This is a genomic window from Mesotoga sp. H07pep.5.4 (assembly GCF_003664935.1).
Taxonomy (GTDB): Bacteria; Thermotogota; Thermotogae; order Petrotogales; family Kosmotogaceae; genus Mesotoga; species Mesotoga prima.
The window spans coordinates 46,904-59,429 of the sequence record NZ_JFHM01000026.1 but is presented as its reverse complement, the minus strand read 5'-3'; the positions used below and the strand labels follow the sequence as shown (position 1 = coordinate 59,429).

Annotated in this window: 14 protein-coding genes; 10 read left to right on the top strand and 4 right to left on the bottom strand. The window is 47.0% G+C overall.

Annotated features, from left to right (window positions below; all coding sequences use genetic code 11):
• Positions 1-6 precede the first annotated feature (6 nt).
• Positions 7-480 (bottom strand): BREX-3 system P-loop-containing protein BrxF, encoded by a 474-nt coding sequence (gene brxF, locus Y696_RS11480; protein ID WP_121510561.1) that lies wholly within the window; start codon positions 478-480, stop codon positions 7-9.
• A 745-nt stretch (positions 481-1,225) separates the two neighbouring features.
• On the opposite strand from brxF, the gene Y696_RS11475 reads away from it, so the two are divergent.
• From Y696_RS11475 to Y696_RS11465, 3 genes are read left to right on the top strand one after another with little or no spacing between them, the layout of a single operon-like run.
• Complete coding sequence (locus Y696_RS11475) at positions 1,226-1,474, top strand: hypothetical protein (protein ID WP_121510560.1); 249 nt, start codon at positions 1,226-1,228, stop codon at positions 1,472-1,474.
• Positions 1,455-2,195, top strand: a complete 741-nt coding sequence (locus tag Y696_RS11470; RefSeq protein WP_121510558.1) for a hypothetical protein — start codon at positions 1,455-1,457, stop codon at positions 2,193-2,195. Before Y696_RS11475 ends, Y696_RS11470 begins: the two co-directional genes overlap by 20 nt.
• 3 nt (positions 2,196-2,198) lie before the next feature.
• Complete coding sequence (locus Y696_RS11465; RefSeq protein ID WP_121510556.1) at positions 2,199-3,473, top strand: DnaB-like helicase C-terminal domain-containing protein; 1,275 nt, start codon at positions 2,199-2,201, stop codon at positions 3,471-3,473.
• 458 nt (positions 3,474-3,931) lie between these two features.
• Here Y696_RS11465 and Y696_RS11460 read toward each other — a convergent pair whose 3' ends face one another.
• A complete protein-coding gene (locus tag Y696_RS11460) occupies positions 3,932-4,207 on the bottom strand; it encodes a hypothetical protein (RefSeq protein WP_121510555.1) in 276 nt (91 codons plus the stop codon).
• Between the two features lie 1,624 nt (positions 4,208-5,831).
• Between Y696_RS11460 and Y696_RS11445 the strand changes: the two genes are divergently transcribed.
• From Y696_RS11445 to Y696_RS11415, 7 genes are all read left to right on the top strand, one after another.
• The gene (locus Y696_RS11445) at positions 5,832-7,667 is read left to right on the top strand and encodes an ATP-binding protein (RefSeq protein WP_121510549.1); all 1,836 of its coding nucleotides are present in this window, start codon (positions 5,832-5,834) and stop codon (positions 7,665-7,667) included.
• A 10-nt stretch (positions 7,668-7,677) separates the two neighbouring features.
• Positions 7,678-8,034, top strand: a complete 357-nt coding sequence (locus tag Y696_RS11440) for a response regulator (protein ID WP_183084218.1) — start codon at positions 7,678-7,680, stop codon at positions 8,032-8,034.
• Positions 8,035-8,047: 13 nt separating this feature from the next.
• Positions 8,048-8,710: a response regulator gene (locus tag Y696_RS11435; protein WP_183084217.1), complete on the top strand. Its 663-nt coding sequence runs from the start codon at positions 8,048-8,050 to the stop codon at positions 8,708-8,710.
• A complete protein-coding gene (locus Y696_RS11430; protein WP_121510545.1) occupies positions 8,697-9,134 on the top strand; it encodes a TrkA family potassium uptake protein in 438 nt (145 codons plus the stop codon). Before Y696_RS11435 ends, Y696_RS11430 begins: the two co-directional genes overlap by 14 nt.
• The gene (locus Y696_RS11425; protein WP_121510542.1) at positions 9,131-9,796 is read left to right on the top strand and encodes a TrkA family potassium uptake protein; all 666 of its coding nucleotides are present in this window, start codon (positions 9,131-9,133) and stop codon (positions 9,794-9,796) included. Before Y696_RS11430 ends, Y696_RS11425 begins: the two co-directional genes overlap by 4 nt.
• On the top strand, positions 9,793-11,274 hold the full coding sequence (locus Y696_RS11420) for a TrkH family potassium uptake protein (protein WP_220668797.1): 1,482 nt from the start codon (positions 9,793-9,795) through the stop codon (positions 11,272-11,274). Before Y696_RS11425 ends, Y696_RS11420 begins: the two co-directional genes overlap by 4 nt.
• Positions 11,275-11,465: 191 nt before the next feature.
• A complete protein-coding gene (locus Y696_RS11415; protein ID WP_121510541.1) occupies positions 11,466-11,780 on the top strand; it encodes a nucleotidyltransferase domain-containing protein in 315 nt (104 codons plus the stop codon).
• 36 nt (positions 11,781-11,816) lie between these two features.
• Here Y696_RS11415 and Y696_RS11410 read toward each other — a convergent pair whose 3' ends face one another.
• Positions 11,817-12,155: a DUF86 domain-containing protein gene (locus Y696_RS11410; RefSeq protein WP_183084216.1), complete on the bottom strand. Its 339-nt coding sequence runs from the start codon at positions 12,153-12,155 to the stop codon at positions 11,817-11,819.
• Complete coding sequence (locus tag Y696_RS11405) at positions 12,152-12,448, bottom strand: nucleotidyltransferase family protein (protein WP_121510539.1); 297 nt, start codon at positions 12,446-12,448, stop codon at positions 12,152-12,154. Before Y696_RS11405 ends, Y696_RS11410 begins: the two co-directional genes overlap by 4 nt.
• Positions 12,449-12,526: the final 78 nt, after the last annotated feature.

Below are 12,526 nucleotides of genomic sequence, written 5' to 3'. Positions count from 1 at the left end.
CTTGTCTCATTCTATTTTGAATATAATCTCGCTGTCCAATCGTACTTCCATAAACTCTGGATGGCCTCTTTGGGCATATATTGCGAATTCGTTCTCAATACTTCCCGGCCAGTTTGCAATGATCGGTGTGGTTCTTGCGGCTTTACGCAAAATTTGAATCGGCAGAAGTTTGAGCTGTGGCTCGAAAAGGATCTCTATGTGATCTAGAAGTAGCAATTCTCGTGAATTCACTAGTTCCGAAAGAAATCTGGAAGCCCGTAGTGGTCTTTCGTTCATTGAAAGCGTCTTCATTTCTTTGCTCAAAACAAAATTGAGATTAAGCACTTCGGCGTTCAGCTCGTTAGCAACGTCATTCATCAAAGAAGATCTCTCTTGATCGTTACCGCCTGCTAACAACAAAAGTCCTGGTTCCTTTCCTTGAAGACGTTCAAAAAGACTATTCCTGATAAAGGAATAGTCACCTTTCACCAGATTTCTCATAAGACACGCTCACCTCAATAGTCCAATGATCTAATTTTACAATATTCAGGCATTGGTTACAAAATGCGAATGAAAGCTATTTGAAGCGATTAGAGTTATTTTCGACCTCAGTTGGGCCAAATATTGAAGATTATTCTCTTTCATCTGCTTCACTTTCTCTTTCTTCTCCGGTCCGTTGCCGGGAGATTCGACATAAATAGTTGCTATTGCAATTAGGTTTCATCTTCTTGAAAATAGGTGATTTTCACCTGAGCTTGGTCTTGGGGATTCCGTATCTATAAAATAATGACTGATATGTGAAGTCGGCCCTCGGATGATCAAGAAGTGTTTCTTCGATTTTCTGAACTCTCAGCGAATAAGGAGTGAATAGAGATTTCGAGGCATCGGATTCTATCTTTGGCATGAGATTTAGGTAATCAGTACTGCTTTTGTAAAGCCGCTCTGGATAGTTAGATGATCGTTTTTCTCTTAAGGAATTCAGATTTTGCTCAAGGAGGTGATCTTACTTGTATCTCAATATAAGAAACAGCTGAAGACTAAACAGATAGGGAGGGAGAAGAGATGAAATTCAACAGTGTAATTCCTACCAAGTACTCGGGAGTTTATGAAGCGGACAGTCTTAACAAAACTTAAAGAATAGTTAAGTATTTGGAATCAGGGTTTCTTTGCGATTATGATACGCCCAGTCGGTGTTTCCTATTCCGATTCCGTGTGAAAAATCTCAAACCGAAAGAAGGTGGTCAAAATGGCAAGAAGAAAAAAAGGATCTCCTGGAAGAGATCCGAAAAGGTACAAAGGATATTTTACCCGAAGAGATTCTAGCACAGGAGGATTCGTCAGTTCCTATCGTGATCGTTTCCGCAACATTTCCTCGGAAGAAAGAGTTCACAGGGAGTACCACAGGATTATGAACGAGATCTACGACAGGAATCGCGATTCTTATGCGAATGTATTTGAAGAAAGGAGAGAGCTAATTGAGAGTCTCAAGATCTAATACCACATCTATTTTCAGAGTAAAGAAGCAAAGAAATTTCGTAGCGATCGACAAAAGCTTTCTGAGCGATCCTTCTCTTTCATGCAAGGCGAAAGGGCTTCTCGCCTTCTTTCTTTCCAAACCAGATGACTGGGAGTTTCGGCTCTCCGAGATCAGGAGGAATTTTAAGGATGGAAAGGAGAGTATTAGAAGGGGAATTGAAGAACTCCAGAAGGCCGGTTATGTGAAAAAAGTCAAACTGCGAGGAACGAAGGGCAAGTTCGACGGGGTGAGGTACCTGATTTACGAAACTCCTTATTTGAGCGAGGTTCACCCGCAAACCGATTTCCCGGCTTCGGGAAAACCAAAAGCGGATAATCCGTCGGCGGAAAACCCGTCACTACTAAATAATGATATTACTAAGGATACTTCGTATCGTGCAGGCACGAGCGAAGATATATCTAAGTGGGGAAAGAATGACTTCATCAAGAGAACTGCAAGTCTGATAAAAGAGAGGCTGGAAATCGAGGACAATTACAAACTTGCAGCTGCGCTAATAGGAGATTCAGATCGACAGATCGACTGGTATTTCCCCATGTGGCTTGTAGAATATTTCACCGAAGCAATAAACAGGGCAGATGATAAGAAAAAGTACCTATTTTCGCTCCTGAAGAAACCTGAGCTATGGAAGCTATTTATGAGCTTTCTCGAGAGCGAGTCGTTCAATGGAAGGGGGTTATGAGAGATGATGATTCTCGATGTCAGGTCCGAAAGGCAAGTGCTAAAGGCTTTGATACACTACATAAATCTTAGGTGCAGGATTGACGAGATAGATCGAAGGTTTCTTTCCCAGGAATCGCAGATTATCTACGACATTATTTCAAAAAAGAGAGACAAAGATCCCACTTTCATCCTGATGGAAATGTACAACAGGGTGGAACGCTTTGATGTCGATGATGTTGAACTGGTAGATGAAAACCATGCCAACAATCTGATCGACTACTTCAATGAGACTTTAAGGAACAAGAAATTCAGGTTTCTGCTAAACCAAATCTCTCGTGCTATGGGGCAAGGCAGCATGGGAATTGAGGCTGCGACCGAAAGAATCATGTCCTTCCTTCATGAGAGCTCGTCTGGATTCAAGTACGTGGACATGAAGCAGGCAAATATGCTTCTAAAGCAGTTTCACACGGATGTCTGGGCGAACAAGAGCAAGAAGCTTCATTGGCCGTTCAGATATTTCAACACGGTGTTGAACAGTCTTAGGGGTAAGGAACTTGTGGTAATAGCAGGAGAGACAGCAACGGGAAAGACTGCCTTTATGCTGAATACTGCGGATCGCTGGGCCGCCGAGGGAAAGACTATAGGATATATCTCTCTGGAAATCGATGTAGTTGACCTTAAGAACAGAATGCACCAGAAAGATTTCGATATAAACCTCAGTGCAGAGTCGGAAAAGCTGAGCGAAGAAGGACAATTGCTACTGAACGATGCGATTGACAGGACGATGGATCAGAAGATGTTCTTCTGTGACAGCGGGGTGAGATCTGTTCACGAGATCATAGCAGGCATAAAGCTGATGAATATGCTTCATCAATTCGATGTTGTCTTCATAGATTATCTCCAGCTCATGAGCTGCCCGGGAAAGCAGTCAAAGGACGCAGAGATCGGCGAGATAATGGGGTCGCTGAAGGCTCTCGCTATGGATATCAAAGTCCCGATCATAATTGCCTCGCAACTGAACAGAGAAGTCGGCAAGAACGACAAGGGGATTCCAAAACTCTCGAATCTTCGAGAATCGGGAACGATAGAGCACAGCGCCGATGTAGTAATCCTAATCTACAGGCCAATACTGTACAACAAGAGCCAATCGTTGAACGAATATCACGCGATAGTTGCCAAACAGAGAAACGGAAAGACAGGCACTATCTACATGGACTTCAACATGACCAGACAGTTTATCGAAGGCACGGGAACATCCGCCAAATGCAAAGAAGAACTTTCCCCTAGCCTTGTATAGAAACCGGTGCCCCGCACCGGTTTTTTGTCCCCTAATTCAGTGGCTTTCCGGAAACCGGCTTCGTTTGCTTCCTCCGTACAGAGAACACCTCGCCCAAGCCTTCGCGAGATTTTTCTTGAGATTGGGATTACCTGCCGATATTCCTAGATTCAAGTAGAAGAAGATTCAAAACTCTGAAATCTGATTTCTTCATTTCTTTTGTCTCTTCGGAGAGAACTTCTTTCAAAAAAGCAATAAACAGGACCCGCAAAAGAAAATCCCGAGTTTAGTCTGGACCCTCTGAGATTCTCAGCGAATCGGCGAGTTGTCATTCAAAATGCGGTGGCACGTCAGGTTTTCCGTTCAATCTAGCCCTTCTCAAGGGCCTTTCAGAATTCGTGCTGTCAAAGTCGATTGTATTCATTATAAGAACAAGGACCCTTTCGGGCCCTTGACTTGAATGTGTAGGAGTTTATCTCTTACAGTTGTGCTGCTTTTCCAAATCCTCTGCCGAGTCCCGGTCCCTTTTCGCCAGAGGCTCCATGTCTGTAGCCTGTTCCGTCCTGGGCATTCTTCAGTTCTCTTACACCGTCATTCGGGCAGTTGTCATTTATTCCATCGCCGTCTGCATCTACGAAGTTCTCACAGGTTGTAGGATCCTGAACTCTCTGCATCGCTTTCGTTCCGTAGCCTACTGCCAATGTCATTCCACCGATCAGAAGAACCGCTATCGCAATTAACACTGTCTTTTTCATCTCTTACACCTCCATATGATTTTTGGTACATTCTCAGTCTACGGCTCATTTCTTAGAGCCCGCTTAACAGCCGCTTAGAAATTGCTTAGAGAAGAGATTTGAAGAGCCGGGTCTAGGGTTGTGATGTGTAGGGTCTGGTAAGGGCAGAAGTGATGCTGCTTCGCAGGAAGTGATGCTGGTATAAAACAGAGACGCAATGCGCCGTAAAGCATCGGCGGTCGCAATGCCGGCGAAGAACATGCCGGGACGCAAGGCTGGCTAAGATCATGCCAGGACGCAAGGCCCGCTTCGCGGGGAAAGATCCTCAAAGCCAGTCTGCTACGAAGGCCGATCTTCTTTATCTGTGATCCGATTCAGAATCATATTCTTCTTGTAGGGGCGAACGGCTGTTCGCCCGAAGGGGAAGCCCTCTCTCAGGCGCAAAGCAGAAGGCAAAAAGTGGTCGGTCTGCTAACGCAGGCCAGTCACATTAGACAAGGTTCTCCGTTGGCCGAGGACCACGAGATTAGGAGAGAGGACGAGATGAGATCCCGTACAGGAGCACTACGGGATGACAATCTTAGGTGATTCTGTAGGGGCGAACGGCCGTTCGCCCGAAGGGGAAGCCCTCTCTCAGGCGCAAGGCAGAAGGCAAAAAGTGGTCGGTCTGCTAACTCAGGCCAGTCACATTAGACAAGGTTGTCCGTTGGCCGTTCAAAGTCCTCCGAGACGAGAGCGATGACCGGGTCTAGGGTTTTGGGGTCTAGGGTCTGGCAAGAGCCTTAGGAACTGTTCTTGGAAAGAGCAATTCTTCGTTCCGACACTTCGTGTCCAGGATCTTGGGAAAATTGAGGAGGTCAGAGGACAGATGTGGGAGGTCAGAAGAGCATGAAGATCTTCATCTTGTAACCTCTAGCCTGTCATGTGTAACGTTTGTTTTTAGAGAGAGGAAAGAGGGCGAGAAGGACGAGAAGAAAGAGATCCCGTACAGGAGCCCTGAACAGAATCTCTTCAGGGCAGGCTATACGGGATGACAGACCCTTCACGTCATCCTGACAATGCTCCTGGTCAGGATCTGGGCTTTGGTCTTGGCGAAGGACGGGTCCGTGATCTGGGACGGACAACGAAGGACGGCCTTTTACAGCGATCAGCGACCAGCGTTTCCTAGCAAGCGGCTCTTTCAGCACTCAGCGGGTTTTCCGCTCTTAAGCGTACAGCGGTTCTAATGCCCGTCGAAGCCGGAACTGTCCGCGTAAGTGGACTGGCTCATCAGGATAGGTATGTTAACTGGAGGTAAATAATGGAGTCTGTCACGGATGATCGCGCGTAAACCCAGCAACTTGTTTCAGCACAGCTTGGAAAGAATCTGCCAGTTCTTTCAAAGCCTCACCCTGAGCCACGCGAAGTCCAGAACCGAGCTTCAGTAGCGAACGGCTTTCTTGCGGAGTTTTGATGGCTTTCAGGGCACATTCTGGCAAAGGCTCAGTAAGTATCCACACCCTTTTCTGTCTTCTTGGTAGCAAAACTTTGGGATGAATTTCGATTGGAGGCTTCGGTATTGGGTCCGGTTTTCTGCCCAGCTTTCTTCATTTTTGTGGACAAGCTCCTCGGGATGGGTCTATAATGATGATTGTGAGGTGTGAGCGTGAAGAGAACTATTAGACTGAAGATGATCACGATTTTTATTTTTCTCTTCGTGGTACTCGGGACTATAGCTATCTGGTCGATCACGAATTTCACCAGATTGAGTTCTGCCATCGAAGCTATTATGGAGGCAAATTATCAGAGCGTTGTCTCTGCTCAGAGCATGACATTGGCGCTGGAGAGGCAGGACAGTGCCGAACTTGCAAGCATGTTTTCGCCTGAGGATTCGACGGCCGATATTTTTGTCTACAATCAGAATGAATTCTTGAAGGCTCTTTCCAGAGCCGAGGATAATATAACAGAGCCTGAAGAGCCGGCGATACTGAGCTCCATAGGCGAACTGTATGTGGACTATGTAAATAGATACTATGTGCTCTCAGACATCAGGAGAGAGAGCACTATGGAAGAGGCCAGTTCATACTACTACAACAACATCCTCCCTCTATTTGAAGAGGTTAAGCAGCTTACGCGCGATTTACTCACCGTGAACCAGGAAGCGATGCTGGCGAAGCGAAACAGGGCACTTGAAGTTGCCCGGAACGCTTCCTTTTCCACTGCTATTATTTCTTCGGTAGCGATTCTTCTTGGAGTGCTCTTTTCGATGTATCTGATCGTCAAGATTGTGCGACCCATCACCCTTCTAATAGAGAAAATCAAGCTTATTGCTCAGGGCGACTATAAACAGCAGCTGCCCGGTAAGGGAAACGACGAGATTGCGGAGCTTTCAAGAGAGTTCAATGCGATGGCGGCCAGGCTGAATTCATATGAAGAGATGAACGTGCAGAAGCTAATGGAAGAGAAGCAGAAGGCCGAGGGCATAGTTGACAGCATCGGAGATGTTGTTCTGGTGACCGACAGCGAGAATAGACTTATCGTTCTGAACAGGGCCGCCGAAAAGATTTTCGATATCCGGAAGGATGAGGTTCTTAGAAATCACTTCCTGGAGATAATCAAGAACGAAGAGATATTCGAGCAGGTAAAGAAGACCCTTGGCGGGGAAAAGAACGAAGAGAAGAACTACGTCGATGTGAACCTTGAGAAGGAAGGGGAGAAGAAATACTTCAGGGTGAAATCCAAACCCATTAAGAACGAGCAGAGGGAGATAATAGGTGTTGTGACTCTCATGCAGGACATCACGAAGCTCAAGGAAGTCGATTCTATGAAATCGGAGTTTGTTTCTACCGTTTCCCATGAATTCAGAACTCCGTTGACTTCTATGGGCATGGCCGTCAATCTGATGCTCGACGGCACTGTGGGCGACATAAGCGAGGAACAGAGAGAATTGCTTAAAGCTTTGAAGGAGGACCAGGAGAGACTGAACTCTCTGGTAAGCGACCTTCTTGACCTCTCGAGGATCGAGTCCGGAAAGATCCAGATGGATATCCAGCCCAACTCTCTTGATGAGATCGTCGAAAATGCTTTGAGACCGTTTCCTATTCAGCTTAAGGAAAGCGGCGTCAAGCTGAACATAGACGTCAATGAAGATCTACCGAAGGTGAAGGCGGACTTCAACAAGATATCCTGGGTGATAACGAACCTGGTAGGAAATGCCCTGAGATATGTTCCAAAAGACGGAACCGGAAAGATCGATATTTCTGCGAGAAAGACTATGAACAAGATTCTTGTCTCCGTATCGGATAATGGTACAGGCATCCCCGAAGACATGCATGAGAAGATATTCGAGAAGTTTGTAAGGGCCAACGACAACCAGGGCGGAACGGGACTGGGCCTTGCAATCAGTCGAGAAATCCTGCTTGCTCACGGGGGCGAAATTTGGGTAAGCAGCAAACTGGGCATGGGCAGCACCTTTTACTTCACCCTGTATTTCTCGGGTTAGAGGTGAACGAGTGAAGATTCTTATAGTTGAAGATGAAAAGAATATTGTTCTCTCGCTGAAGCTTATGCTGGAGAAAATGGGGCACGATGTGGTTTGCACTCGAAGCGGCGTCGAGGCGCTCGAGATTTCTAGGAAGATTTCGCCCGATCTCGTGTTGCTGGACATAGTTCTGCCCGGTATGGACGGGTTTCTCGTCTGTCAGGCGATGAGGAAGGAATCAGATACTTCGAAGACACCAATAATCTTCATTAGTGCTCTGTCCAGAGAAGAAGACATAAAGAAAGCCTTCAATGCCGGGGCCAACGAATACATCGTAAAACCCTTTACCCCGGAAAAGATTCGGGAGACTGTCGAGAAATGGCTTTGAGGAGGTAATGATCATGAAGAAGATACTTATTGTCGACGATGCTCAGAACATAAGAATAACTCTAAAGAGGTGTCTTTCAAGCGAGGACAACGAGCTTGACGTGGCGATGAACGGAGAAGAGGCCTTCGCAAAAATCATGGAGAACGATTACGATCTGGTCTTCCTGGATCTCCAGCTGCCAGCGATGAGCGGAATCGAGGTTCTCAGGAAGCTCAGGTATGAAGGCAACCACGTGAACGTCGTGATTATCACGGCTTACGGTACAGTCGAAAACGCAGTGGAAGCGATGAAACTCGGAGCGATAGATTTCGTTCAGAAACCATTTTCCCCCGGAGAGATCAGGAGAGTGGTATCGGCCGTATGGGCGAGGAATTCGATCTCTGAAAGTCAGCTCAAGAGTTTCGAGGATTTTCTTGAGTTTTCAAAGCAGAAGATAATGGAGGGAGATTACGAAAAGGCCGAAAGTTCTCTCGGCAAGGCGTTGACGCTGAATCCTAACGACGCCGAGGCCAATTATTACCAGGGACTGCTGTTTGAGAGCAAGGGAGAGATAGAAAAGGCGAAGGAGAGCTATCGGAAGGTCCTGAAGTTGCAGCCGTCTTACAGTCAAGCAGAAGAGAATCTAAAGCATCTTCTCAGCGGTGGCAGCGAAATACGAAGAGATGAAGAAGAATAAGACCTCGAAGTATATAATAATCGTCGGCTGCGGCGGACTGGGATCAAGCATCGCCGGCCAGCTTTCTGCGGCCGGAAACAATGTTGTCGTTGTGGACAGGGATCGAGAGGCTTTCAAGAAGCTTCCCCCGGAGTTCAGCGGTTTCACGATAATGACGGAAGTCATTGGGAAGAGTGCCCTCGTGGACTCAAAGATAGAACAGGCTCATATCCTCATCGCGTCAACCGACGATGATAACACGAATATCATGATTGCACAGATTGCCAAGATGATTTATCACGTTCCAAAAGTGATTGCGAGGGTCTTCGAACCCTCAAGGATGAGAGTCTATGAAGATCTGGATATCGAAACAATCTCCCCGACAGTTCTTGCAGCATCCGTAGTAAGCGACAGCATTCTGAATGAGGGAGATGTTGAGAGTTGAAGATAATCGTCGTAGGCGGGGGGATGAAAGCCTATTTCCTTGCCAAAAACCTGATTTCCATGGGCTATTCCGTCACCATGATCAACAAGGACAAGGAAGACGCCTTGCAGCTTGCGAAGATTGACAGGGCGACCGTTGTTCACGGTGATGCGACGCTGCCGGAGATACTCGAAGACGCCGGAGCCCATACGGCAAATGTGGTTGTGGCGCTTACTTCAAGCGATCCCGACAATCTTGTGATTTGCCAGACTGCGGCGCGTCTTTTCGGCGTGAGGAAGACCGTGGCGATAGTGAACGATCCGGGCAATGTTGAGGTCTTCAAGACTCTGGGCATAGATTATGTGGTTTCCACGGTAAGGACTATCTCTTCGCTCATTCAGCAAAGCGTGGGGAATGAGACGATAATGAATCTGACCCCTGTTGAAGAGGGAAAGGTCATGATACTGGAGGTTGACGTGAATACCGAAGACCCGATTTCGGGAAAACAGCTCAATCTCTTCGAGATGCCTCACGAAGCAATTATCGGGTGCATAATCAGGGAAGGCAAGCCCATAATACCGCGCGGCGATACGACGGTCTCTCCGGGAGACAGGCTGATAATTCTGTCTCTGCCACAGGTTCAGTCGGCTACTCTGAGCGCTATAAAGAGAAAGGTAGATTGAGTTTGAAATATGTTCGGCTGCTGAAAGAGCGATACAGTCTCATAATGAACTATACCGGAGTGATGATGATAGGATGTTCAGTTGTCCTTGCGCTCCCGGTCTTGTTGCTGATCTTCTACCCTTCCGAAGTAGAGTATGCGGACGCATTTCTAATTCCTGCAGCCATTGCGGCGCTTACGGGTCTTCTTCTCAGGAGGTTTTTCAAGGGTGGAGAAGAAGCTGCGCTAAGTCTTCACGAAGGCGGAATCATCATCGTTCTGGCATGGTTCGCCTCGATCGTTTTCTCCTCGCTTCCATTCATGATCGCCGGTTTGCTTGGGTTCTCTGAAGCATTCTTTGAATCGGTCAGCGGCTGGACCACCACGGGTCTGTCGATGATGGATGTGAGTTCAACTCCTCATCTCTTCCTTTTTTGGAGAAGTCTAATGCAGTTTGTAGGCGGAGCCGGAATTGCCGTCGTGATGCTTTCGGCGATCATAGGTCCGCTGGGACCGGGTCTCTACAATGCTGAAGGAAGGTCCGATCTCCTTCTGCCCAACGTGAGAAGATCGACCAGGCTCATAGTCACAATATACTTCGGCTATACCGCACTGGGGACGGTCTTGTACGCGATCTGCGGCATGGGACTCTTCGATTCCGTAAATCACGCCATGTCGGCGCTTTCGACGGGGGGGTTCTCTACAAGAGTCGGAAGCATAGGCGAATACAACAGCCTTCCGATAGAGGCCGTTACGATTGCTTTGATGATACTTGGGACGGTGAATTTCGCTGCCTCATATCTCTTCTTGAGAGGAAGGTTCAAGCAGTTCTTCAAGATCAGTGAATTGCGTTTTGGCGCTCTCCTGCTGTTGATAAGCATTCCTCTCGTGTCCATCTTCTCTCTCTCGCAAGTGTACGGATCGTTGCCCAAGGCATTCAGAGTAGGACTCTTCGAGCTTACGTCGGCCCTCTCGACAACGGGATTCTCAATAACTAGTTACGCGTCCTGGGGCAGCCTTGCACTCTTCATGCTGATAATTTTCATGATTGTCGGAGGCGGGACAGGGTCGACTGCCGGCGGAGCAAAGCAGTACAGAATAATGCTGTTGGCAAAATCGGTATTGTGGAACATTCGAAGGTACAGTAAGCCGGGTAACTACACCAGCCGATACTACGTTTACAGGCCTGACGGAAAGTTTTATCTCACAAAGAACCATTTCATCGAAACCGCAAATTATGTCTCGTTATACATTATGACCTTTCTGATAGGAGTGGTAATCATCACTGCCAGCGGATATTCGCTTAAGGATGCCATGTTTGAATTCGCCTCCAGTCTGGGCACAGTAGGGCTCTCCGTAGGCGTCACCTCTCCCGATGCTCCCCTCGTGGTAACTTGGACTCAGATCGTCGGCATGATCCTCGGTAGGCTGGAGTTCTTCGTTATCTTCTACTCAATGGCAAGGGTTATCAGAGATGCAAAACAAATTTTTAAGAACTGACAGTCCTCTTCCCATTCCTTATTTCCCCTTTCCAGCACTCCGTTTCTTGCATTGCGTTGCGTTCGATCTTGTGAATACGTTCACTGTGGAGAGCGGATCATGAATCCTTCGATGTTTCTGTTAGCTTTTTGACTTTGTTTTTGGGAAAATGGTATTTTGCAATAATTTAATGGAGTCGAGGAGGTGTCAATATGGCCGATAATGATCTCAATCTCCTGCTGGATCAGATTGTTCAGCTGGCGTCTCCAATAAGAGTACTGCTGTTTGGTTCGCGCGCCAGGGGTGAGGGTTCAGTCACGAGCGATTATGATCTCCTGGTTATTGTGAAGGATGGGGAAGGCCGCAGGAGCACGGCACAGATGCTGTATAGAGAAATCAAAGGTGTGAAGACTCCTTTCGACATCATAGTAGCTACCGAGAGCGATATCGCAGACTACGCAGACAACCCGTTCATGGTTTTCAAGAGCGCCTTGAAGGAAGGGTCCATAATCTGGGACGGTCAATGAAGGGCGGCTCTTAACACCATTCAGCGAGAATAGGTTTCATTCATTCAAGATCTTTGACAATTCATTCTTCAGCTCTGGAAGACTTTTCTGAACAGTCTTCCAGACGATCTCGAGATCCGTTTCAAGGTAGTCGTGAATGAGCACATCGCGCATTCCGGCGATTTCCTTCCAGGGAATGTTTGGATGCATTGCTCGAAATGAAAGCGGTATTTTCTTGACAGTTTCACCAATTAGCAGTAAGGCGTACAAAACTGAGTAGTTGATTGATCTTTTATGCTCGAATTCGTCAAAAGACACTCCCTGGAGAAACCCCTCGATCTCTCCTATGAGCCTTAGTATCTCTTCAATATGTTTCTCAGCGTTATCTGGTCTCATGATATGTATTTGACCTCGCATAAGACCCGATCTTCATAGTCTTTTCTTAGTGCTTTGCGAGTTACCAGATCAACACGCTTTTCAAGCAACATTGCGAGATCGTTCTTAAGCCTTATGAACTCGAAGAGATCGGGAGTCTGTTCGAAATCGACAAGAATGTCCACGTCACTGCTTTGGGTGTACGAGTTTCTCGCGTAGGAACCAAAGACTCCTATGGTTTTCACCTTGTACTCCTCTTTCAGCTCTGATAGCTTCCCGGAGAGCTTCGAAAGAATATCTTCCAGAGTATTCATACTGTTCCTCCACAATTAGCATTGTTCTAGGCTAATTATAGCATCGGCGGTCGAATTGCCCGCTTCGCGGGGAAACAA

Excerpts from the sequence above, each read along its gene's own strand:
- Y696_RS11430 (WP_121510545.1), top strand. The coding sequence starts at position 8,697 with ATGAAGAAGAATAAGACCTCGAAGTATATAATAATCGTCGGCTGCGGC.
- Y696_RS11475 (WP_121510560.1), top strand. The coding sequence starts at position 1,226 with ATGGCAAGAAGAAAAAAAGGATCTCCTGGAAGAGATCCGAAAAGGTAC.
- Y696_RS11460 (WP_121510555.1), bottom strand. The coding sequence starts at position 4,207 with ATGAAAAAGACAGTGTTAATTGCGATAGCGGTTCTTCTGATCGGTGGA.
- Y696_RS11410 (WP_183084216.1), bottom strand. The coding sequence starts at position 12,155 with ATGAGACCAGATAACGCTGAGAAACATATTGAAGAGATACTAAGGCTC.
- brxF (WP_121510561.1), bottom strand. The coding sequence starts at position 480 with ATGAGAAATCTGGTGAAAGGTGACTATTCCTTTATCAGGAATAGTCTT.
- Y696_RS11405 (WP_121510539.1), bottom strand. The coding sequence starts at position 12,448 with ATGAATACTCTGGAAGATATTCTTTCGAAGCTCTCCGGGAAGCTATCA.
- Y696_RS11465 (WP_121510556.1), top strand. The coding sequence starts at position 2,199 with ATGATGATTCTCGATGTCAGGTCCGAAAGGCAAGTGCTAAAGGCTTTG.
- Y696_RS11435 (WP_183084217.1), top strand. The coding sequence starts at position 8,048 with ATGAAGAAGATACTTATTGTCGACGATGCTCAGAACATAAGAATAACT.
- Y696_RS11415 (WP_121510541.1), top strand. The coding sequence starts at position 11,466 with ATGGCCGATAATGATCTCAATCTCCTGCTGGATCAGATTGTTCAGCTG.